The sequence below is a fragment of the Amycolatopsis sp. lyj-84 genome (genome assembly GCF_046549075.1).
Lineage (GTDB): Bacteria > Actinomycetota > Actinomycetes > Mycobacteriales > Pseudonocardiaceae > Amycolatopsis.
Map to the genome: position 1 here is coordinate 310,686 of NZ_JAJPWO010000003.1, position 20,649 is coordinate 331,334.

Annotated in this window: 20 protein-coding genes; 14 read left to right on the forward strand and 6 right to left on the reverse strand. The window is 68.4% G+C overall.

All coding sequences use genetic code 11. The features are described 5' to 3' along the window. The first annotated feature begins 34 nt into the window (after positions 1 to 34). From map to truA, 10 genes are all read left to right on the forward strand, one after another. Positions 35 to 811: a type I methionyl aminopeptidase gene (gene map, locus ACLJRM_RS11640; protein WP_101612178.1), complete on the forward strand. Its 777-nt coding sequence runs from the start codon at positions 35 to 37 to the stop codon at positions 809 to 811. Positions 812 to 1,278: 467 nt separating this feature from the next. Continuing rightward, positions 1,279 to 1,500, forward strand: a complete 222-nt coding sequence (gene infA, locus ACLJRM_RS11645) for a translation initiation factor IF-1 (protein ID WP_005166804.1) — start codon at positions 1,279 to 1,281, stop codon at positions 1,498 to 1,500. A gap of 36 nt (positions 1,501 to 1,536) precedes the next feature. After that, complete coding sequence (rpmJ, locus tag ACLJRM_RS11650; protein WP_004558882.1) at positions 1,537 to 1,650, forward strand: 50S ribosomal protein L36; 114 nt, start codon at positions 1,537 to 1,539, stop codon at positions 1,648 to 1,650. Positions 1,651 to 1,855: 205 nt separating this feature from the next. Further along, a complete protein-coding gene (rpsM, locus tag ACLJRM_RS11655) occupies positions 1,856 to 2,236 on the forward strand; it encodes a 30S ribosomal protein S13 (protein ID WP_101612179.1) in 381 nt (126 codons plus the stop codon). After that, positions 2,233 to 2,418, forward strand: a complete 186-nt coding sequence (locus tag ACLJRM_RS11660; RefSeq protein ID WP_034304268.1) for a hypothetical protein — start codon at positions 2,233 to 2,235, stop codon at positions 2,416 to 2,418. Before rpsM ends, ACLJRM_RS11660 begins: the two co-directional genes overlap by 4 nt. An 18-nt stretch (positions 2,419 to 2,436) precedes the next feature. After that, a complete protein-coding gene (gene rpsK / locus ACLJRM_RS11665) occupies positions 2,437 to 2,844 on the forward strand; it encodes a 30S ribosomal protein S11 (RefSeq protein WP_004558885.1) in 408 nt (135 codons plus the stop codon). 23 nt (positions 2,845 to 2,867) lie between these two features. Next, positions 2,868 to 3,473 carry a 30S ribosomal protein S4 gene (gene rpsD / locus ACLJRM_RS11670; RefSeq protein WP_101612180.1) on the forward strand — a complete coding sequence of 202 codons (606 nt, stop codon included), beginning with the start codon at positions 2,868 to 2,870 and terminating at the stop codon, positions 3,471 to 3,473. A gap of 127 nt (positions 3,474 to 3,600) precedes the next feature. Beyond that, the gene (locus ACLJRM_RS11675) at positions 3,601 to 4,674 is read left to right on the forward strand and encodes a DNA-directed RNA polymerase subunit alpha (RefSeq protein ID WP_005166811.1); all 1,074 of its coding nucleotides are present in this window, start codon (positions 3,601 to 3,603) and stop codon (positions 4,672 to 4,674) included. A 75-nt stretch (positions 4,675 to 4,749) separates the two neighbouring features. Further along, complete coding sequence (gene rplQ / locus ACLJRM_RS11680) at positions 4,750 to 5,313, forward strand: 50S ribosomal protein L17 (RefSeq protein ID WP_101612181.1); 564 nt, start codon at positions 4,750 to 4,752, stop codon at positions 5,311 to 5,313. Positions 5,314 to 5,386: 73 nt separating this feature from the next. Then, positions 5,387 to 6,220: a tRNA pseudouridine(38-40) synthase TruA gene (gene truA / locus ACLJRM_RS11685; RefSeq protein WP_410663178.1), complete on the forward strand. Its 834-nt coding sequence runs from the start codon at positions 5,387 to 5,389 to the stop codon at positions 6,218 to 6,220. Here truA and ACLJRM_RS11690 read toward each other — a convergent pair. The 4 genes from ACLJRM_RS11690 to ACLJRM_RS11705 all read right to left on the reverse strand — a co-directional run bounded on the left by ACLJRM_RS11690 (position 6,190) and on the right by ACLJRM_RS11705 (position 9,555). After that, positions 6,190 to 7,149 carry an endonuclease domain-containing protein gene (locus ACLJRM_RS11690; RefSeq protein ID WP_410662990.1) on the reverse strand — a complete coding sequence of 320 codons (960 nt, stop codon included), beginning with the start codon at positions 7,147 to 7,149 and terminating at the stop codon, positions 6,190 to 6,192. The genes truA and ACLJRM_RS11690 overlap by 31 nt on opposite strands. 242 nt (positions 7,150 to 7,391) lie before the next feature. Beyond that, entirely contained in the window at positions 7,392 to 8,114 is a 723-nt protein-coding gene (locus ACLJRM_RS11695) for a hypothetical protein (protein ID WP_101612183.1), read from the reverse strand. Continuing rightward, on the reverse strand, positions 8,111 to 9,292 hold the full coding sequence (gene eccE, locus ACLJRM_RS11700; RefSeq protein WP_168214643.1) for a type VII secretion protein EccE: 1,182 nt from the start codon (positions 9,290 to 9,292) through the stop codon (positions 8,111 to 8,113). The genes ACLJRM_RS11695 and eccE overlap by 4 nt, the downstream gene beginning before the upstream one ends. A gap of 59 nt (positions 9,293 to 9,351) precedes the next feature. Continuing rightward, positions 9,352 to 9,555, reverse strand: coding sequence for a hypothetical protein (locus ACLJRM_RS11705; RefSeq protein WP_410662991.1), 204 nt, complete (start codon positions 9,553 to 9,555; stop codon positions 9,352 to 9,354). A 259-nt stretch (positions 9,556 to 9,814) separates the two neighbouring features. Between ACLJRM_RS11705 and eccB the strand changes: the two genes are divergently transcribed. The 3 genes from eccB (at position 9,815) to ACLJRM_RS11720 (ending at position 13,001) form a co-directional block, all read left to right on the forward strand. Continuing rightward, the gene (gene eccB, locus ACLJRM_RS11710; RefSeq protein WP_101612184.1) at positions 9,815 to 11,440 is read left to right on the forward strand and encodes a type VII secretion protein EccB; all 1,626 of its coding nucleotides are present in this window, start codon (positions 9,815 to 9,817) and stop codon (positions 11,438 to 11,440) included. Positions 11,441 to 11,508: 68 nt separating this feature from the next. Next, positions 11,509 to 11,823 carry a hypothetical protein gene (locus ACLJRM_RS11715; protein ID WP_101612185.1) on the forward strand — a complete coding sequence of 105 codons (315 nt, stop codon included), beginning with the start codon at positions 11,509 to 11,511 and terminating at the stop codon, positions 11,821 to 11,823. A 5-nt stretch (positions 11,824 to 11,828) separates the two neighbouring features. After that, on the forward strand, positions 11,829 to 13,001 hold the full coding sequence (locus ACLJRM_RS11720; protein WP_410662992.1) for a WXG100 family type VII secretion target: 1,173 nt from the start codon (positions 11,829 to 11,831) through the stop codon (positions 12,999 to 13,001). A gap of 99 nt (positions 13,002 to 13,100) precedes the next feature. Here the strand turns inward: ACLJRM_RS11720 and mycP are convergent, their stop codons facing one another. Continuing rightward, positions 13,101 to 14,750, reverse strand: coding sequence for a type VII secretion-associated serine protease mycosin (gene mycP / locus ACLJRM_RS11725; protein WP_410662993.1), 1,650 nt, complete (start codon positions 14,748 to 14,750; stop codon positions 13,101 to 13,103). 23 nt (positions 14,751 to 14,773) lie between these two features. Continuing rightward, positions 14,774 to 16,138, reverse strand: a complete 1,365-nt coding sequence (gene eccD, locus ACLJRM_RS11730) for a type VII secretion integral membrane protein EccD (RefSeq protein ID WP_101612188.1) — start codon at positions 16,136 to 16,138, stop codon at positions 14,774 to 14,776. A gap of 491 nt (positions 16,139 to 16,629) precedes the next feature. On the opposite strand from eccD, the gene eccCa reads away from it, so the two are divergent. Further along, entirely contained in the window at positions 16,630 to 20,637 is a 4,008-nt protein-coding gene (eccCa, locus tag ACLJRM_RS11735; RefSeq protein ID WP_101612189.1) for a type VII secretion protein EccCa, read from the forward strand. The last annotated feature ends 12 nt before the right edge of the window (positions 20,638 to 20,649 follow it).

The following is a 20,649-nucleotide window of genomic DNA, read 5'->3' on the forward strand; positions in this document are numbered from 1 at the left end:
ACTGCGTGTACTGCAACGGCTTCGCCGTGGGCGCATGATCGAAATCAAGACCCCTGGTGAGATCCAGGCGATGCGGGCCGCCGGCCTGGTCGTCTGGCGCACCCTCACCGCGGTGCGCGAGATCGCCAAGCCGGGGGCGACCACGGCTGATCTCGACGAACTCGCCGAGCAGACGATCCGCGACGCCGGTGCGGTGCCCTCGTTCAAGGGCTACCACGGCTTCCCGGCGTCGATCTGCGCCTCGGTGAACGAGCAGATCGTCCACGGCATCCCCTCGAAGACGCAGGTCCTGAACGACGGCGACATCATCTCCGTCGACTGTGGCGCGATCCTCGACGGCTGGCACGGCGACTCCGCGGTCACCCTCGCGATCGGTGAGGTGTCGAAGGCGGATCTGGCGCTTTCGGCGGCCACCGAGGCCGCGATGTGGGCGGGGATCGCCGCGGTGGCGGCAGGTGGCCGGCTCACGGACATCTCGTACGCCGTGCAGACAGCAGCCGAGAAGGCGGGCCGGGACGACGGCGTCGAGTACGGGATGATCGTCGAATACGGCGGTCACGGGATCGGGCGCCAGATGCACATGGACCCCTTCCTGCCGAACCTGGGCAAGCCGGGCAAGGGCCCGCGGCTCAAGACCGGGATGGCGCTCGCGATCGAGCCCATGCTGACCGGTGGCGGCGGTGAGACCGTCGAACTCGAGGACGGCTGGACCGTCGTGACCGCGGACGGCTCGCGGGCCTCGCACTGGGAACACACCGTCGCCATCACCGATGACGGCCCGTGGGTGCTGACAGCCCCCGAAGACGCCTGATCCCCCTGGCCCCGGATCGCGTTTAGCCCGCTAAACGCAAGTGGCCCCCGGATCGCGATTAGCCCGCTAAACGCAAGTCCGCCCGCTGGTCGGCGCAGTGCTGAGCCCCGCCGATGAGGCGCCCGGGCGTTGGCCCCATCGGGTGCACCTCCCCGCCGAGCGCGCCAGGTCACAGGCCTGCCGGAGCGCGATTTGCCCGCTAAACGCAGGTCGGCGGAGGCGTACGATGGTTGAGGTCGCCACCGGTGGGCTCACGGGTCACCTAACACGGTTACCCCCCGTTTGGGGCTCACGACACGGGTTGCGTACACTGTCAAGTCGGTGTACTCATCGCGCCCGGATCCTGCGCGCTCGTGAATTCTCGCGAACGGACATTGGACCCGGGGAGGAGTGTGCCGAAGCACCACCCAGCCAAGCACTCAAGCTCTGACTGATAACACAGCGTAGCGACAGGAAATGCGGAGGACATGGGCAAGAAAGACGGGGCCATCGAGGTCGAAGGCCGCGTAGTCGAGCCGCTCCCCAACGCGATGTTCCGCGTCGAGTTGGAGAACGGCCACAAGGTCCTTGCACACATCAGCGGCAAGATGCGGCAGCACTACATCCGCATCCTGCCCGAGGACAGGGTTGTCGTGGAGCTCTCGCCCTACGACTTGTCTCGTGGTCGCATCGTCTACCGCTACAAGTGATCACGACGAGTTAGCACAAGCAGGAGAGCAGGAGACGTGAAGGTCCAGCCGAGCGTCAAGAAGATCTGCGACAAGTGCAAGGTGATCCGCCGTCACGGCCGGATCATGGTGATCTGCGAAAACCTGCGGCACAAGCAGCGGCAGGGCTGATCACTCGCACTCGTTCAGAGTGGATTGACGGCTACACAATCTCCCCGCACCTGCCGGGCCGTGCGAACGGCCCGGTTCACCCCCGGACTTCAGGCCGGGGCCGGGACACCCGAAGCGCAAGCCAAGGGCACGACAGGCGAGTCGGTCCCGGGACCGGACGGGGAGCAGACCTGAAGACGAATTCTATGAAGGAGCATCAACGCCAATGGCACGACTCGCTGGCGTAGACCTCCCCCGCGAAAAGCGGTTGGAGATCGCGCTGACTTACATCTACGGCATCGGCCGTACCCGCTCGAAGCAGCTCGTCGCGGCTGCCGAGCTCAACGCGGACACTCGCGTCAAGGATCTGAGCGATGACGACCTCGCCAAGCTGCGGGTCTACATCGAAGAGAACTTCAAGGTCGAGGGTGACCTTCGCCGTGAGGTGAACGCCGACATCCGTCGGAAGATCGAGATCGGGTGCTACGAGGGCCTTCGCTGGCGTCGCGGACTGCCCGTCCGTGGTCAGCGCACCAAGACCAACGCCCGCACCCGCAAGGGTCCGAAGAAGACGGTCGCCGGCAAGAAGAAGGCTGGCAAGAAGTGAGCGTCCAGGGCAAGAAGGTCGTGCAGATGGGCGGCGTCCGCCGTCGCGGCTCGGCTTGTGTCTCGCCCAAGGCGCTCTACGCCCGCCCGATGGCGCTCCGCAACCTGTACACCGACGCCGGATCGATCATCCGTCGCGGCCAGGCCGAAGCGGTCGCCGCTCACCAAGAGAACGCGCGCTAACAGGAGAACCCTCAGAACATGCCACCGAAGTCTCGTACTGCGGCGGGGGCCAAGAAGGTCCGCCGCAAGGAAAAGAAGAATGTCGCGCATGGCCACGCGCACATCAAGAGCACCTTCAACAACACCATCGTCTCGATCACGGACCCCACCGGTGCCGTGATCGCGTGGGCGTCGAGTGGTCACGTGGGCTTCAAGGGCTCGCGTAAGTCCACCCCGTTCGCCGCGCAGATGGCCGCCGAGAACGCCGCCCGCAAGGCTGCCGAACACGGCATGAAGAAGGTCGACGTTTTCGTGAAGGGCCCGGGTTCGGGCCGCGAGACGGCGATCCGCTCGCTGCAGGCGGCCGGCCTCGAGGTCGGCACCATCCAGGACGTGACCCCGCAGCCTCACAACGGCTGCCGCCCGCCCAAGCGGCGCCGGGTCTGAGGAACGGGGAGGAGTAAGAAGAAATGGCTCGTTACACCGGCCCCGCGACGCGTATTTCGCGTCGCCTCAAGGTTGACCTCATTGGCGGCGACCAGGCTTTCGAGCGTCGCCCCTACCCGCCGGGCCAGCACGGCCGCGGGCGCATCAAGGAGTCCGAGTACCTCCTGCAGTCGCAGGAGAAGCAGAAGGCTCGTTACACCTACGGCGTTCTCGAGCGTCAGTTCGTCCGGTACTACAAGGAAGCCGTCCGGCGTCCGGGTAAGACCGGTGAGAACCTGCTGCAGATCCTCGAGTCCCGTCTGGACAACGTGATCTACCGCGCCGGTATCGCCCGCACCCGCCGTCAGGCGCGTCAGCTGGTGAGCCACGGTCACTTCGTGGTCAACGGCATCAAGGTCAACGTGCCCTCGTTCCAGGTCAGCAAGTGGGACATCATCGACGTGCGGCCGAAGTCGTTCGCGATGCTGCCCTTCGTCGCTGCCAAGGAGTCGTTCGGAGAACGTCCCGTTCCCGCGTGGCTCCAGGTTGTTCCGTCCAATCTCCGTGTGCTGGTCCACCAGCTCCCGGAGCGCGCTCAGATCGACGTTCCGGTTCAGGAACAGCTGATCGTCGAGCTCTACTCGAAGTGATCCATCACCGGGCCGGAGATCCTCCGGCCCGGTATGGGTTCGCGCGGCGGCGCTCGGAATGCGCCGCCGCGTCGCCATCCCTTTCGGTGTCATATGGCGGGCGCCGTTTGGAAAGGAAATAGGAAAGATGCTGATTTCCCAGCGACCGGCTCTCGGCGAAGAGACGGTCAACGAGACCCGCTCCCGGTTCACCATCGAACCGCTGGAGCCCGGCTTCGGCTACACGCTCGGCAACTCGCTGCGTCGTACGCTGCTGTCGTCCATTCCGGGCGCGGCCGTGACGAGCATCCGCATCGACGGCGTGCTGCACGAGTTCACCACCGTTCCCGGGGTGAAGGAAGACGTCACCGACATCATCCTGAACCTCAAGGAGCTCGTGGTCTCCTCGGAAGAGGACGAGCCGGTCACCATGTACCTGCGCAAGCAGGGCCCCGGTGAGGTCACCGCTGCCGACATCGTGCCCCCGGCCGGTGTCACCGTGCACAACCCGGATCTGCACATCGCGTCGCTGAACGGCAAGGGCAAGCTCGAGATCGAGCTCGTCGTCGAGCGCGGCCGCGGTTACGTTCCGGCCCTGCAGAACAAGCAGGCGGGCGCGGAGATCGGCCGGATCCCGGTCGACTCCATCTACTCCCCGGTGCTGAAGGTGACCTACAAGGTCGAGGCCACCCGTGTCGAGCAGCGCACCGACTTCGACAAGCTGATCCTGGACGTGGAGACGAAGCCGTCGATCACGCCGCGGGACGCTGTCGCGTCGGCCGGTAAGACGCTGGTGGAACTGTTCGGTCTCGCGCGCGAGCTGAACGTCGACGCCGAAGGCATCGAGATCGGCCCGTCGCCGCAGGAGGCGGACACCATCGCCGCCTACGCGATGCCGATCGAGGACCTGGACCTCACCGTCCGGTCGTACAACTGCCTCAAGCGCGAGGGCATCCACACCGTCGGCGAACTGGTCTCGCGCAGCGAGGCCGACCTGCTGGACATCCGCAACTTCGGTGCGAAGTCGATCGACGAGGTCAAGCTCAAGCTCGTCGGTCTCGGCCTCGCGCTGAAGGACAGCCCGCCCGGGTTCGACCCGACCGCGGCTGCGGCCAGCTACGACGGTGAAGGCTGGTCCGAGGGCGTCGACAGCATCACGGACGGAATTTCGGACAACGGCCACGACGATGGCCAGGACTACGCAGAGACGGAGCAGCTGTAAGGCCAGCTTCGGCTCCCTCACCGGTAGGGGTGGGGGAGCCCCGGCCTCCAGCTGTGAGCTGAACGAGGAGAACCGATGCCCACCCCCACAAAGGGACCCCGTCTCGGCGGGTCGCCCGCGCACGAACGGCTGATCCTGGCCAACCTGGCCACCCAGCTGTTCGAGCACGGCAAGATCACGACGACCGAGGCGAAGGCCCGGCGGGTGCGCCCGCTGGCCGAGAAGCTGATCACGAAGGCGAAGCGGGGCGACCTGCACAACCGTCGTCAGATCCAGCGCATCGTGCGCGACAAGGATGTCGTGCACAAGCTGATCGCCGAGATCGGCCCGTTCTTCGCGGAGCGTCCGGGTGGCTACACCCGGATCACCAAGACGATGGCGCGCAAGGGCGACAACGCCCCCATGGCGGTCATCGAGCTGGTGGCCGAGAAGACCGTCACCGCCGAGGCCGAGGCCGCGCGCAAGACGAAGTTCGCCAAGGACGAGCCGAAGGCTGCCGCCCCGGCCGCCGAGGAGACCACCGACGCCCCTGAGGCTGCCGACAAGGCCGCCACCGAGGCTCCGGAGGCCACCGAGGCTCCCGCCGCCGACGAGGCCGCTGAGGCCCCCGCCGCGGACGCGGACAGCAAGAAGGACTGACGTCCTGACGGCACCGAACACCCCGGACGAGCCCGCCACTCCCACTGCGGAGGGCGGGCTCGTTCGTCTGCGTCTGGATGTTTCCTACGACGGCACCGACTTCTCCGGCTGGGCCCGGCAGCCCGGGCGGCGGACGGTCCAGGGAGTCCTCGAAGAGGCACTCGCGAAACAGCCTCCAGGAGCCTCGGTCCCGAAGTCCGTCGTCGTCGCCGGCCGCACCGATGCCGGTGTGCACGCGGCCGGCCAGGTGGTCCACGTCGACGTGTCGCCTTTAGCGGGCAAAACGCGATCCGGTCGTCTGGAACTGGACGAGCAGGGCATTCCTGACCTGGGGCGGATGCGGCACCGCTGGAACCGGTACCTGCCGGGTGACGTGCGGGTGCTGGGCGCCCGAGTTGCCGCGCCCGGGTTCGACGCACGGTTTTCCGCCGTGCGGAGGCACTACCTCTACCGCGTCTCGGATGCGCCTTGGGGCGTGGATCCCTTACGGCGTCACGACACGCTCGCCTGGGGACGGTCGCTCTCGATCGACGCGATGAACGAGGCTTCGGCGTCTCTGATGGGGCTCCAAGACTTCGCGGCTTTCTGTAAGCAGCGCGAAGGTGGGACGACTATTCGAGAGCTGCAGCGGCTTGTCTGGCGGCGGACCGGACCGCACGCGGTCGAGGTCGACGTCTCCGCCGACGCGTTCTGCCATTCGATGGTGCGCAGCCTGGTCGGGGCACTGCTTCTGGTCGGCGACGGTCGTCGTCCGCTGGATTGGCCCGGCGACGTCTTGGAGAGCCGCACGCGCGACAGCGCAGTTGCTCCCGCACACGGTCTGACGCTGATGGCCGTCGACTACCCGCCGGATAGCGAACTCGCCTCCCGTGCCGATCAAACGCGCGCCATGCGCACTTCCTCCTGACCCGGCCGCGGCACAGTTAGCGGGCTAAACGCGCCACGTCGGGCGCGCCAGACGGCCTCGACGACGTCTCTGAGGTCGTTCGCGAGGTCTTCCGCGGTGACGATGACGAAGCGCCAACCTTCGGCTCCTGCCCGTCTTCGGCGTTTGCGGTCGTACGCCTGTTGTTTCGGTGTGTTGTGCCATCGGCCGTCGTACTCGATGGCGACTCGGAACTTCTCGTCCCCGAGGTCGAGGCGAGCGATGAAATGACCGGTTCGGGAGAAGACCTCGAGTTGAGGTGTCGCCGTGATGCCCGCGGCGGCCAGCACGATGCGGACCTCCGATTCCGGGGGTGACTCCGCACGAGGGTCGGACAGCCGCAAAGCATGTCTGGCCAAGCGGATTCCCCGATTGCGGCGCCCGTAGAACTCCCCGTTGAGATGCAGATCGGTCAGTTTCGTAGCCCTCATGAACTGGTCCAGATCCGGGACGCCGATGCGGAGCCGTCGGACCCACCCGGATTTGCGCGGAGAAAGCCGGAGCAGTAGATCCAGTGCGATCCGGCTCCTACGCGCGATACGAATACCGTGCCACGGCTTCGATTCTTCGGGCTTGACCTCGGTACGCCGAATCTTGATGCCGTCTATCGGGCCGAAGCGGTGTTTTTCGGGTACCACCATCTCGACCGGATCGCCGGGGTTGGCCAGTGCGACACCATGAACGGTCGCGGCCGATCGTCCGGTCAGCACGGCTTCCGGAGGCGCCAGCAACGCTGCGCCCCGGCAACGCAATTCGTGTGTGACCTCGACGTCTGCGCGCGTGTAGACGTCCTGGAACAGCCTCCGGACGCTGGGACCGCGCAGACGGCTCGCCGTGATGAGCCCCGCTTTGCGCGCCTCGGAGCCGCGGAAGATGTCGGGGAGATGAGATGAATCAAATGGCTTGGTCATGCGAACACGATGATCTGCAAGACCGACAACCCATGCCCATCACTGGTTTCCGAGGGCAGTTTATCCACAAGCCCCCGCTTATCCACAGCCAGCGCGATTGCCCCTTGACAGCCAATCTCGCGCCCCAGGTCGACTTTCGCGGGCTAATCGTGACGCGGCCGGAACGCAAAACGGGGGCACTGTCCGATGTGGACAATGCCCCCGCGGAGCGCGATTAGCCCGCGAAAGTCGCTGCGTCTGGGTTAGTCGCCGCGCCGGACTGGGCCCAGGAGTTGCTGTTCTTTCGCGGTGGTGACCAGGCGAAGGGGACGCCAGAGGTTGCGGCCCAGCGCGACGACCTGGTCGTCCTTCAACGTCGTGAGCTGCTTCATCATCTGCGGCGGGAGCCGCCAGATCCGCGCGGCCAGTTCGGCCTGACCCGGCGGGAGCCGCTGCATCAGCACCAGGTCGGCCGCGTTCGCGGTCGCCCCGGCCTGCGGGTGCAGGTACGGCAGCACGTAGACCGTTGTCTGCCACGGAGACCGCGGCGGGAACAGGTCCTGCGGCGTCGGACCGCCGTCGGTCACCACCAGCAGCGGCGCGTCTTCGGACGGGCGCGGGAGATCCACCGGCGACAGCCGCCGGATCTGCACCAGCGGCGAAGGCCTGCCGTTGGGCTGATTTCCCGCCGCCTGCGGAAGAACCTGCCACGCGGCCGGACGACCGGTCGCCACGACGACCCACGCCCCGACCGCCATCGCCCGCAGCGCCACCTGGCGGGCCAGGTACAGGCCGCCGACGAGCACGATCCGGGTCGGCGTCGAGCGCAGCGCGGAGATCGTCAGCGGCTCGCCCTTGAGCCCGGAGCCGAGGACGATCCCGCCCCGGTCGCCGGACGGGCTGATCGCGTCGAGCATCGCCGGGTCGACGGTGAATTCCGGGGCGACACCGGCGTTCTGCCCGGCGTCACGCATACGGGTGCTCATGCCGTGCCTCCGATCGGCAAAGTCGCGGAGAACCCGGAGATCTGCAGGCCGCGCAACGGAGTCAGCGCCACACCCAGCCGCTCCGAGACGCCCTGCAGCCGCTGGTCGGCCGCGTCCAGTTCACGCGGATTCCGCGCGCTCAGGCGCACGATGCCCCGCAGGCCGATCTTGCCTTCGTCCGCGGACGGCGAGATCGACATCGCCACGGTCGCCGAAAGCGCGCGGACACTGGTCAGCGCGTTCAGGCTGCCGCTGATCTTGCCCTTCGGCCAGCTGGTGATCGCGTAGCTCGCGTGCCCGATGCCCGCCGCGGTGACGCCGGTCCAGCGTTCCTGCAGGCCGACCTTCGCGGGCGAACCGGCGACCGCGGTCAGTTCCGCGGCCGAAATGCTGGAGCGCAGCAGCTCGTCCGGATCGAGCGGCCGGGTCGGCACACCCTGCGACTCCAGGGCGTTGCGCACTCGGGACAGCGCGCCGATCAGCGCGCGATGCGCACCGACGACGCCGCCGCCGCGTTCGCGGATGGCGGCCGGGCACCGGCGCGGGTCGAGCCGGATGGCGACCCACGTTGTGCGCCGCGCCGCCGCGGGCAGCGGGCCGAGCACCTCCATGTAGGAGCTGAGCGCCGGCGAGTCCGACGGAAGCGCCGCGCTACCCGGGTAGCAGTGCCAGATCATCTGGATCGAGTCGAGGACCACACCGCGGTCTTCGAGACACGGCGCGAGCGCGGACAGCGGCAGGCTCGGCGCGCCACCTGCCTGGGTGATCAGCGCTGGCGCGGGTTCGACGAGCAGGACCGCGGTCCACGTCCCGTCGTTCCAAGCGAGACCGACCTGCTGGCGTTCGTGGTCCACACCGTGCGCGACGACGAGGTCGGGGACGGCGAGGCGCAGCAGGTTCACCCGGGCGTCGTCGGGGCCGGTGACGGCGTCCTCTTCGGCGGCGAGCGTCTCGATGCTGCTCGGCGGAAGCGGGTTCGCCACCCGATCGTGCGAACGGAACATGTACCGCAGGGTGAGTCCAGCCCATTGGGTGAACCAGCGGCCGCCCCAGCGCAGGAACGCGATGATGATCGCGACCCCGAGCACGCCGATCGCGACGTACTTCAGCTTCATTTCGATCGCGAGCAGGACGAGGCCGATCGCGAGCCCGAGTTCGAGCACGACCAGATTCGCCACGGGCAGCGGACCGAGGTTGATCCCACCGGTCCGGCGCCGCGAGGGCGCCGCGATCCGGGTCACGGGAGCGGGCGGAGGACCGGACTGCGGGCCAGGGCCACCGGACGGAGGACCGCCAGGGCCACCTGGCCCACCGGGGCCTCCCGGCCCACCGGGACCCCCAGGCCCTCCCTGGCCACCAGGGCCCTGCGGTCCGCCAGGGCCACCGGGTCCGCCGGGGCCACGAGGAACACCGGGGCCTCCCGGGCCCCCTGCCGGGCCACCCGGACCACCTGGTCTGCCTGGCCTTGGCGGCGGTCCCGGAGGACGGCCCGGAGGTTGCGACCCCGGAGGGCCGGGCGGACGTGGAGGAGTGGTGACGGACATCCGCGCTTTCTCTTCCCCTCGTGCGTGCTGCGTACCCGGAAAGCCGGTCCCGAGGAACTTGACACTAGCTGGAGTTGGTAGAAACCCCACACCAGACGGTCCCCGTACGGCTATCCTGCGGAACCGTACCGCGACGGGGAGGACTGTAGGTCGAGAATGCCATCAACACCGACTACTAAGTCTCAAGTTCAGGCTTATCAGTTCGTTCTGCGCCGAATGCAATCGGCGCTGGTCCGTCGCGACGCAGTCATGCTCCACGACCCGATGCGCACGCACACGCGGGCCACCATCGTGGGTGTCGTGCTGGCCGCGCTGGGCGTCCTGGTCTTCGTGATCTGGGGACTGCTGAGCCCGAAGCCCTCCGTTCCGGAGGCGGGCAACATCGTCATCGGGGAACAGTCCGGGACGGTCTACGTCGTGGCCGGGAACCCGAAGAAACTGATCCCGACCTTCAACCTCGCCTCCGCGCGGCTGCTGATCATCGCGCAGTCGAAGCAGGGGGCGCAGCAGGCGGGAACCAAGCCTTCCGGGCCCACGCAGGCCTCCGAAGTGAAGAACCCCACAGTCGTTTCGGACGAACAGCTGAAGAACATTCCCCGCGGCCAGCTCATGGGCATTCCCAACGGCCCGCAGCTGATGCCGACGGAAGGCCAGCGTGTCAGCGCGGACTGGGGTGTGTGCGACGAGGTCATGTACGACCCGTCGGTGCCGAAGCCCGATCTGACGAAGACGGAAACGACCGTCTACGCCGGTGTGAAGCAACTCGGAAACCGTGAGCTCGGCCAGAACGAGGCCCTGCTGGCCAAGGGGGCCAACGGCAGGACCTATCTGATCTACCGGCTGGCGGCGAATCCCAACCTCCCGAACGCGAACGCCGTCAAGGCGGAGATCAAGCCTGACGCGAGCGCGGTCCTTTCCGCGTTGAAGCTGCCCGATCAGCCTCGCGGGATTTCGCAGGGCCTGCTGGACGCGATTCCCGAGGTGCCGGAGCTGAAGCTGCCGGACGTCGAGGGCAAGGGGGAGAACCCCAACTTCCAGATCGAGGGCCTGAAGGTCGGCGACGTCTTCTCCACCGAGCAGGCCGAGGGGCGGAAGGACTTCCACATCATCCTGAAGGAAGGGATCCAGCCCGTTTCCCCGGCGGTCGCCGACATCGTCCAGACCGGGAAGAACGACGGCAGCACCTCGGTGATGTCCGTGGCGCAGGGCAAGATCCGCACCATCACGCGGGTGACCGCGGGGCAGCAGGGCTTCGTCGAGCTCGACGCGTACCCCCAGGCCGTGCCGACGGTGCTCAACGCGACCCAGGGTTCGCGGGTTTCCTGCCTGAGCTGGTCCATCACCGGTGAAGGCGCCAGCAGGGACGGGCACACCGCGGTGTTCGTCGACGACAAGCTGCCGAAGGGCAGGAACGCCGACGGTTCGGCGCCCGGTGTCAAGATCGGCACCCCCGGTCCGGTCGGCGCGCCGATCAACAGTTTCTTCATGGAGCCCGGTTTCGCGGCCGTCGTCCAGTCGGCGACGGGCAGGGAGACCTTCGACAAGGGACCGATCCAGCTGATCTCCGATCGCGGGATCCGGTACGGCGTCCCCGACGCGGTCACGGCCGACTCGATCGGGCTCAACAAGCGGGTGCCCGCACCCGAGTCGATCGTCCGGATCCTGCCGACCGGTGCTTCACTGAACACGCAGGACGTGCTTCGCGCGTTCGACACCGTGCCGATCGACGACCGGGCCGGTTCGGTCACGCCGCAGTCGCAGCAGGCTCCGGCGGGTAACTGATCGCGGGAACCCTTAGGACGGCGCGAGCGTCTCAACGCCCAAGCGGTATCGGGTGAGTGGAGGGTGCAGTGGCCGGCCTGAAGATCGACGGCGTCGTCGTCGGTGATTACGCGAAGCGGGTGGACGCGGCCGCCGGAGAGCTCGAGCTGGCGGCCGCCGACGTGACCGGGGACGGCGTCACCGTCGAGTCCCACGGCGCGCTGGGGGAGGAACTGGGCCTCGGTGCGTCTTACGGACGTGCGGCCGAGGTCATCCGGCGTCAGCTGGTGGAAGGCGCTGCCGCGCTGCGGTCGGCGTCGGAGGCCCTGCACACGGTGACCGCGCGGCACGCCGGGCACGATGACGAGGCAGCCCAGATCATCAAACGCGCCGTGGAGCTCTGAACCGCATGATCGCCGAGTCGGAGAACCCGACGGATTCCATCCCGCACCCGATGGCGGCCGCACGCCCTGTCGCTCCCGAGGTGGCCCCGGTCGCGTTTAGCCCGCTAAACGCGACCGGCGCGGGCGGTGAGGACCTGGTCGAGGCGGCAAGGCCGCATCTCGACTTCGTTTCGGAGCTGTCCGGCCACCTGGGGCTGATCGATCCGGTCGAGGCCTACCTGACCCCGCTGGCGGGGCGCTGGGAGGACTTGAAAACCGAGGCGGACAGGCTCCGGAAAGCCGCAGCGACCGCGGGGACGGTTTCGAAGGAACTCTCGGAGGACCTAGGCCGTCTCGACGCCGGGTGGTCAGGCAAGGACGCCGATGCGTTCGTCGCGTACATCGCGGACATCAACGTCGCGGGCAACGACGTCGAAGACGCCCTCACCACGCTGGCGGGCTCGCTCGACGAGCTGGTGCTGTCGGTCCGTCGCATCCTGACCGATCTCGTCGAGGTCCTGGTCGATACGGCCGAACTGACTTCCGAGACCGCCATGCTGCCGGTCGGCGGCGTCCGGCGGGCGCGGACTCAGCTGGAGGAGGCGCAGGAGTCGGCCAAAGCGCTTTTCGAAGCAGCTCGCAATGTCCTTGAGGGCTTCGTGCGGCTTTGCGACGGTGTCGACGATCCTGACGCCGCTTCGCGGAGCATCGAGATCGCTCACCGGTTCCCGCAGGACGAGTTCAAGCTCCACGACGAGTCCGCTGCGGCGGATGCGCCGGTGCAGCAGGGAAAGGCCGCCTCCGGCGAAGCGGAAGCCGGCGAAGCGGATTCCGGTGCCGCGTCCGACGAACAGTCAACGTCGCCGTCCGCCGCCGATCCCGCCGACGGCCGCAAGACCGGGTCGCAGGAACCGCTGATCGAGCAGGGGCAGGCGCTGGTCCCCGAGGTCGCACCCGTGCAGGCCGCTCCAGTTCAGGGGCAAGCCACCGGGACGGGCTCGGCCATGATGCCGATGGGGATGGCGCCCATGATGGGGATGGGCGGAGGCGGGGGAGGCCAGACGGCTCACCAGTCGAAGACGCGGCCGGCGTCGAAGCCGTCCGACGTGGTCGGCGAGCCGGGCCAGGTCGTCCCGCCCGTGATCGGCGAGGACGACACCCCCGCGAAACCCGCACAGAAGCCCAAGCCCGCCAAGTAAGTGCCCCAAGGGCAGAGCGACTTTCGCGGGCTAATCGCGATCTGGGCGGCTCGGAGGCGAGTCCCGGACAGATCGCGATTAGCCCGCGAAACGCAAGTCCTACGGGGTTTTGCGGCCGGGTGAGGTGGTCGGCCGGTTGCGGCGGACGGAATGCACCACGAACAGCGTGACGAGCAGCGCCACCAGGCCGCCGCCGGTTCCGGCGAGGGCGACGATCATCGGGGCGGAGTCGCGGTCGTTCGGGGGCGGCAGATCCGTGGGCAGCTGAACCGGCTTGGCCTTGTCCGCCTCCGACGGCACGATCGCCGTCAGCGCCGCGATCGGGTCGATGACCCCGAAGCCGACGAAGTTGTCACGCCCGCCCGGCGCCGCCGGGTGCTGCGCCGTCGCCTTGATCCGGTTCATCACCTCACGCGCGGTCAGACCTTTGAACTTCGCGCGCACGAGTGCGGCCACACCGGCGACGTACGGCGCGGCGAAGCTGGTCCCCTGGATGGCGCCGGGTTCCCCGTTGCCCTCGATGGTCAGGTTGGCCAGGCTGCTCGACCCTTCCGCCGGGTCCAGCGAAATGATCTTGGTGCCGGGCGCGGCGACGCTGACCCACGGCCCGTTGACGCTGAAATCCGCGACACCGCCGGTGTCGTCGATCGCCGCGACCGAGAGGACGTCGTCGGCGAACCAGGGCGGAGTGACGATCATCCTGGGGGACTTGGGGTCCGGCTGATCGTTCTGCGGGCATTTGTCGCCGACGTTGCCCGCTGCCGCGACGACGACCACGTCGCGCTCCACGGCGTAGTTCACCGCTGCCTGAAGCTGCTGCTCGCCGAGGGTGATGCTCCCGTCCGCCCGGCGACAGTTGTCGACCGACATGTTGATCACCTGGGCGCCCCTGTCGACGGCCCGGACCACGGCCTGCGCGAGGGTCTTCAGCGTTCCCGCGGTCTTGCCCTGCTCCTGCTGACGGCCGCCCTTGTCCTGGCCGGGCGCCGTCCCGTCCGCCGCGCCGCCGACAGCGCCGTTCCCCTGCGAGGACGGCGGAAGCTGTGAACCCGGATTGTTCGACGAAGCAGGCGGACCGGAGCTCGACGCGGGCGGCGGCTCGGCCTTCTTCTCCGCTTCCTCGTAGTTCTGGCTCGACTGACGGATCGACAGGATCGTGGCATCCGGCGCGACCCCCCTGAACCCGATGCTCGCGTCGGGTGGGTTCGCCGCGATGATCCCCGCCACCTCGGTGCCGTGGCCGTCGCAGTCTTCGAGTCCCGGGGCCTTGCCGCCGTTGGGGGTCGCGACGTAGTCGCCCCCCGATTCGACACGGCCGTCGAAGTACGGGTGCGCGGTGACGCCGGTGTCGATCACGGCGACCTTGATGCCCCCGCCGACCGACTGGGTGGCGCCGCGCATCAGCTGGTGCACCTTTTCGATCTGCAGGTACTCCTGGCCCCACGGGCGGTTCTTGATGTCGACCTGGTCGCCGCCGAGCTTGCTGCGCTGCACGCACTGCGTCTTCTGCTCGTAGTTCTTGTCCGGCTTGTTTTCGTCCGCCGGTTTCTTGGACTTGTCCACCGGAGGCGGGGTCGCGTAGTAGCCGCCGGCGTCCGGCGCGACGCTGCTTTGCTGTGCCCACGCGGGAAGCGCCACCGACGCCGGTGAAAGAACACCGATACCGGCCGCCAGCAGCACCGTTCCGGTACGTCCGGCGAAGCCGAGGTGGCGGACGCGCGTCCCCCTGGACTTCCGCGCTACAGCCATCAGAGCATCATCCGATCGGGTCGTCACTTGAAGTTGAGGTGGCGCAGCGTCGTGTAGAGATCCATGACGCCGAGCGCCAGCGGGAGCACCGTCGCGATGAAGACGGCCTCGAAGATCTCCACGGTCCGCCGCAGCGGCGGCGAGAAGCGCTGGTTCGGGAAGATCACGCCGACCACGAGCGCGCCGGCGCCGATCAGCAGCAGCGCGCCGAACACGAACAGGACGCGGTTCAGCGGGCTCGCCGACCACATCCAGCCGAGCAGGATGCCCGCGCCCGACACCATTCCGGTGGTCAGCAGCGCGATGGCCTGCGCGCCGTTCGCGTACGCCCGCGCCCGGAGGAGCAGGACCAGCGTGGCGATCACGCCGAGGATCGGGCCGAAGATCGACGGAGACGTCGAGGCGATGATCGCGAACAGTGCCGTGGCCGCGCCGCAGCCGGTCAGCAGACCGGTCATGTACTCGTGGGCGACCGCGGTGCGGCGCTCGATGGCTCGGTAGTCCGGGAAGCCCGAGTCTTCCTTGAGTTCCTCGGCGCTGCCGGGAACGTGCGGCGTCGGGAGGGCCGCGAGCTTGATCGTCGCGCGCGGCAGGATCGAGATGCAGGCCAGCGAGAACGCGACCGCGCCGGCGGCGACACCGGCGATGGGGGTGTCGATGAGCGTCGCGGCCAGGAACGTCAGCGCCGAGATCGTCGCCGTCGTCGCGGCCGCGATGAAGGTGGTGATCCCGTGCCCGATGACGAGGATGCAGACCGCCGCCACGATGATCACGAGAGCGCTCGCGAGCAGCAGGTTCGCCCACAGGGACAGCCCAGGCACGATGTAGAACCCGCTGACGAAGGCCAGCGGCAGACCGCCCGCCGCGGCGATCAGCACGCCGGTCGCCTCGGCCTTGTAGGCCTTGGCCAGTGTCGCGCCGACGGCGACGCACGCGATCGCGCCGACGCCGCCCGCGATCGCGGCGGCGAGGGCGTTGCCGCCGTAGAAGGACCCGCTGGTGAAGAGAGCGAGGGCCGCGAAGAACAGCGCCAGGCCGCCCGCGATGTGTCCGAAGCGGCGCGCCGTCTCCTTGGTCCACGGACGGAAGCTGTCCGGGGAAGACTCGGCGATCGCGTCGACGACGTCGTCGTACAGCGGAGGCGGCGGGTTCTCGTTGCGTTTGCGCAGCTGCAGGAGTTCGCCGTCGACGACGCCGAGGGACGCGAGGGTCCGGCTCGGGTCGAGCGGCGCGTCGCCCAGCTTCGCCAGCGCCCAGCCGCCGTGGCGGGCGCCGCCGTCGGGCGTCGCCTCCTTCGCCATCTCCAACAGCATGGGCAGCAGGTCCGCCACCGCGACGTCAGCCGGCAAAGCCACGTCGATCCGGGTGCGTGGCGCGACCACCGTCACCCTGCTGAATACCGTCGTGCCCGTTGCCACTGCCTTCCCCCTGCCCTGAAAGTCTGGTCCCCGGGGAACCTATACCGAACCCGGGTGCCCACATCATCGACTGTCGGAAAAAGACCGGCAAAAGTAGGCAGGCGCCCTCCTCGGCCTCTCGCCAGCGGCCGGCGCGGCGACTTTAGCGGGCAAACTGCGACGCTTAGCGGCCCTAAGCATCCCGGAGGTCCACTGCCCGCCGGATCGCACTTAGCCCGCGAAAGTCGACGGCCGCCGGATCGCACTTTGCCCGCTAAAGTCGCCGCGCCCTGGCCGGAGGCCTGCGGGTTCGTTGGGGACTGTCGGTACGGAGCCCTACACTCCCGACATGCGTACGGCCCCGGTCGGGGTCGTTCTCGGCGTTGTCCGGATTTCACCGGCCACGTTCGATAGGTTGTCTCGCGCACCAGTACGCGCACCAACGGTGGCCGCCATCGTCGAGTTTGAAGAGGGGTCCTTCGATGAGCACGCTGCAGTTCAAGAAGTCACCGCGCCTGGCGGCACCGCGCCCGCCGGGCGGCGAGGTGCATCTCGAACCGCCGCCAGAGGTGCCGCGCACCATCCCGGGCAACATCGTCATGAAGCTGCTTCCCGCGGTGATGATCGTCGCGTCCCTCGGGATGATGGTCTTCATGTTCACCACGGGTGGACGCAATCCCATGATGATGATGATGGGCGGGATGATGGTGCTCAGCACCGTCGGCATGATGGCCGGCGGCGCGGGCAAGGGCGGCGGCGCCAAAAAGGCCGAGATGGACGAGGACCGCAAGGACTACCTGCGCTACCTCGGCCAGATGCGTGACAGGGCCCGCGAGGCCATGGTCGACCAGCGCGCCGCGCTCGAGTGGGTCCACCCCGACCCGCAGACGCTGTGGTCGCTGGCCGCGAGCCGCCGCATGTGGGAACGCCGCCAGAACGACCAGGACTTCCTCCACCTCCGCGTCGGCCGCAGCTCGCATCGGCTCGCGACGCGGCTCGTGCCGCCGCAGACCGGCCCTGTCGACGAACTCGAGCCGATCGCCACGCTGGCGCTGCGCCGGTTCGTCCGCGCGCACTCGATCGTCCCGGACCTGCCGACCCAGATCACCCTCCGCGGGTTCGCCGCGGTCAGCATGCAGGGCGACCGCGGCCTCACCCGCGGCCTCACCCGGGCGATGCTGGCCCAGCTGGTCACCTTCCACAGCCCCGACGACGTCCTCATCGCGGTCGCGACGGCGGGCCGCGCCAAGGAGGAGTGGGAGTGGGCGAAGTGGCTGCCGCACGCCCAGCACCCGGCGCTCGCCGACGGCATCGGCCAGCTGCGGATGATGGCGGGCTCCCTCGCGCAGATCGAACAGTGGCTCGACGAAGAACTCCGTGACCGCCAGCGGTTCTCCCGCAACGCGACGCCCGCCCCGGACCAGCCGCACGTCGTCATCATCGTCGACGACGCCGAGGTCACCCGCGAGGAGCAGATCATCCTCGAAGAGGGTCTGGTCGGCGTCACCCTGATCGACCTTTCCGACTCCATCGGCAACCTCGCGGCCCGTCGCGGCCTGCGGCTGGTCGTCGAGGAAGACCGCCTCGGCGCGCGCAGCGCCGGCGGCGTCGAGTGGTTCGGCCGTCCGGACACCCTCAGCGTGGTCGAATCCGAAGCGCTGGCACGACTTCTCGCCCCGTACCGCGTCGGCACCGCCGCGCAGGACGCCGCCGAGGAAGAGCCGCTGCTGTCCAACCCCGGCCTGCTCGAACTGCTGGGCATCCCCGGCGACCCGATGACCTTCGACGTCCAGCAGGCATGGCGTCCGCGCCCGGTGCGAGACCGCTATCGCGTCCCGTTCGGCGTCGGCGAGTACGGCCAGCCGGTCGAGCTGGACATCAAGGAAGCCGCGATGGAGGGCATGGGCCCGCACGGCCTGTGCATCGGGGCGACCGGTTCCGGTAAGTCCGAGTTCCTCCGCACCCTGGTGCTGGGCATGCTCGCCACGCACTCGTCGAGCACGCTGAACTTCGTCCTCGTCGACTTCAAGGGTGGTGCGACGTTCATGGGTCTGGACGCCGCTCCGCACGTCTCCGCGGTCATCACCAACCTCGCGGACGAAGTCACGCTGGTCGACCGCATGAAGGACGCGCTCGCCGGTGAGATGAACCGGCGCCAGGAGGCGCTGAAGAACGGCGGTAACTTCAAGAACGTCTGGGAGTACGAGAAAGCCCGCGAGAACGGTGCCGACCTCGACCCGTTGCCCGCGCTCTTCATCGTCTGTGACGAGTTCTCCGAGCTGCTCGCCGCGAAGCCGGACTTCATCGACCTGTTCGTCGCCATCGGACGGCTGGGCCGGTCGCTGCAGATGCACATGCTCCTCGCGTCGCAGCGGCTGGAAGAGGGCAAGCTGCGCGGTCTCGACTCGCACCTTTCCTACCGCATCGGCCTGAAGACCTTCTCCGCCGCGGAATCCCGTGCCGCGATCGGCGTGCCCGACGCGTTCGAGCTGCCGTCCGTGCCCGGTGGCGGTTACCTCAAGTACGACACCTCGACGCTGGTCCGCTTCAAGGCCTCGTACGTCTCGGGCCCGTACCGGCCCGCCGGGATCAAGGCGGCGGGCCCGGTCGCGACCGTGGTCCGCGCGGACAAGCGCCCGCAGCTGTTCGTCCCGGACTTCGTCGAACTGCCGAAGGAGCCGGAGCCGCAGCAGATCGAGGCCGCGCCGGTCGAGCAGGCCAAGCCCGAGGAGGCCGTCGAGCCCAGTGAGCTCGACGTGATCGTGTCCCGGCTGATCGGCCAGGGCCCGCCTGCGCACGAGGTGTGGCTGCCGCCGCTGAAGGAACCGAACTCGCTCGACACCCTGCTGCCGAACCTGAACCCCACCGACGACCGCGGCCTTTCCCCGGTCGGGTTCTTCGGCAACGGACGGCTGCAGGTGCCGATGGGCATCGTCGACCGTCCGTACGAGCAGCGTCGTGACCTGCTCTGGGCCGATTTCTCCGGTGCCGCCGGACACGGTGTGATCGTCGGCGGTCCGCAGTCGGGCAAGTCGACCATGCTCCGGACGCTGATCATGTCCATGGCGCTGACCCACACCCCCGAGGAAGCGCAGTTCTATGCGCTCGACCTCGGTGGCGGTACGTTGGCCGGTCTCCAGGGCCTGCCGCACGTCGGTGGTGTCGCCGTCGCCCGGCGCGAACCGGACAAGGCCCGCCGGATCGTGGCCGAGCTGACCACCCTGCTCACCGAGCGGGAAGGCCGGTTCGGTGCGATGGGCATCGACTCCATGAACGAGTTCCGCAACCGTAAGCGGCGGGGCGAGATCAAGCCCGAAGAAGACGCCTTCGGTGACGCCTTCCTGATCGTCGACAACTGGAAGGCGCTGCGGGACGACTTCGACGAGCTGGAGACCTCGATCACCAAGCTCGCCACCCAGGGGCTTTCCTACGGCGTGCACGTCATGATCGCGGCGAACCGGTGGGCGGACATCCGCCCGGCGATCAAGGACATGATCGGCACCCGGTTCGAGCTGCGCCTCGGTGACCCGAGCGAGTCGGACATCGACCGCCGGGTCGCGGTGAACGTCCCGTCCGGCCGTCCCGGCCGCGGTCTGACCAGGGACAAGCTGCACCTGCTGACCGGTCTCCCGCGCATCGACGGATCGAGCAACCCGGACGACGTCGCCGCCGGTGTCGCCGACGCGGTGGCGAAGATCAAGGCCGCGTGGCGGGGTCGCCCGGCGCCGCAGGTCCGCCTGCTGCCCGAGATGGTCACCTACGACGAGGTCCTCAGCATCGACACCAAGCGCAACACGAAGCTGGTGCCGATCGGCGTCAACGAGGAAGACCTCCAGCCGATCTACCTCGACTTCGCCGCCGATTCGCACTTCTACGCGTTCGCGGACGGCGAGTCGGGCAAGACGAACCTGCTGCGCCAGATCACCCGGGGCATCACCGAGCGGTACACGACGCAGGAAGCGGTCGTCATCCTCGTCGACTACCGGCGCACGATGCTCGGCTTCGTCGGCGGAGACCAGCTGCTCGGCTACGCGGTGTCCGCCGCGCAGCTGGACAGCATGGTCAAGGACGTCCACGGGTCGATGACCCGGCGGCTCCCCGGTCCGGACGTGACGCAGGAGCAGCTGAAGACCCGGTCCTGGTGGACCGGTCCGGAGCTGTTCATCATCGTCGACGACTACGACCTGGTCGCCACACAGACGAGCAACCCGCTGAAGCCGCTCGCCGAGTTCCTCGCGCAGGCGAAGGACGTCGGTCTGCACGTCATCGTGGTGCGCCGCAGTGGTGGCGCGAGCCGGGCGATGTTCGACCCGATCCTCGGCAAGCTCAGGGAGATCGCGGCGCCCGGTATGGTCATGAACGGCTCGCGGGACGAGGGCAACCTCGTCTCCAACGTGAAGCCGAGCCAGATGCCGCCGGGCCGAGGAAACCTCGTGACCCGGAAGCACGGCAAGCAGCTCATGCAGGTCTCGTGGATCCAGCCGGACTGACCTCCCGCGGAA

Coding starts and splice junctions, on each gene's coding strand:
- ACLJRM_RS11695 (WP_101612183.1), bottom strand. CDS start 8,114: ATGAGCACCCGTATGCGTGACGCCGGGCAGAACGCCGGTGTCGCCCCG.
- rpsK (WP_004558885.1), top strand. CDS start 2,437: ATGCCACCGAAGTCTCGTACTGCGGCGGGGGCCAAGAAGGTCCGCCGC.
- map (WP_101612178.1), top strand. CDS start 35: ATGATCGAAATCAAGACCCCTGGTGAGATCCAGGCGATGCGGGCCGCC.
- rplQ (WP_101612181.1), top strand. CDS start 4,750: ATGCCCACCCCCACAAAGGGACCCCGTCTCGGCGGGTCGCCCGCGCAC.
- ACLJRM_RS11690 (WP_410662990.1), bottom strand. CDS start 7,149: ATGACCAAGCCATTTGATTCATCTCATCTCCCCGACATCTTCCGCGGC.
- rpsM (WP_101612179.1), top strand. CDS start 1,856: ATGGCACGACTCGCTGGCGTAGACCTCCCCCGCGAAAAGCGGTTGGAG.
- eccCa (WP_101612189.1), top strand. CDS start 16,630: ATGAGCACGCTGCAGTTCAAGAAGTCACCGCGCCTGGCGGCACCGCGC.
- ACLJRM_RS11675 (WP_005166811.1), top strand. CDS start 3,601: ATGCTGATTTCCCAGCGACCGGCTCTCGGCGAAGAGACGGTCAACGAG.
- infA (WP_005166804.1), top strand. CDS start 1,279: ATGGGCAAGAAAGACGGGGCCATCGAGGTCGAAGGCCGCGTAGTCGAG.
- eccB (WP_101612184.1), top strand. CDS start 9,815: ATGCCATCAACACCGACTACTAAGTCTCAAGTTCAGGCTTATCAGTTC.
- mycP (WP_410662993.1), bottom strand. CDS start 14,750: ATGGCTGTAGCGCGGAAGTCCAGGGGGACGCGCGTCCGCCACCTCGGC.
- ACLJRM_RS11720 (WP_410662992.1), top strand. CDS start 11,829: ATGATCGCCGAGTCGGAGAACCCGACGGATTCCATCCCGCACCCGATG.
- rpsD (WP_101612180.1), top strand. CDS start 2,868: ATGGCTCGTTACACCGGCCCCGCGACGCGTATTTCGCGTCGCCTCAAG.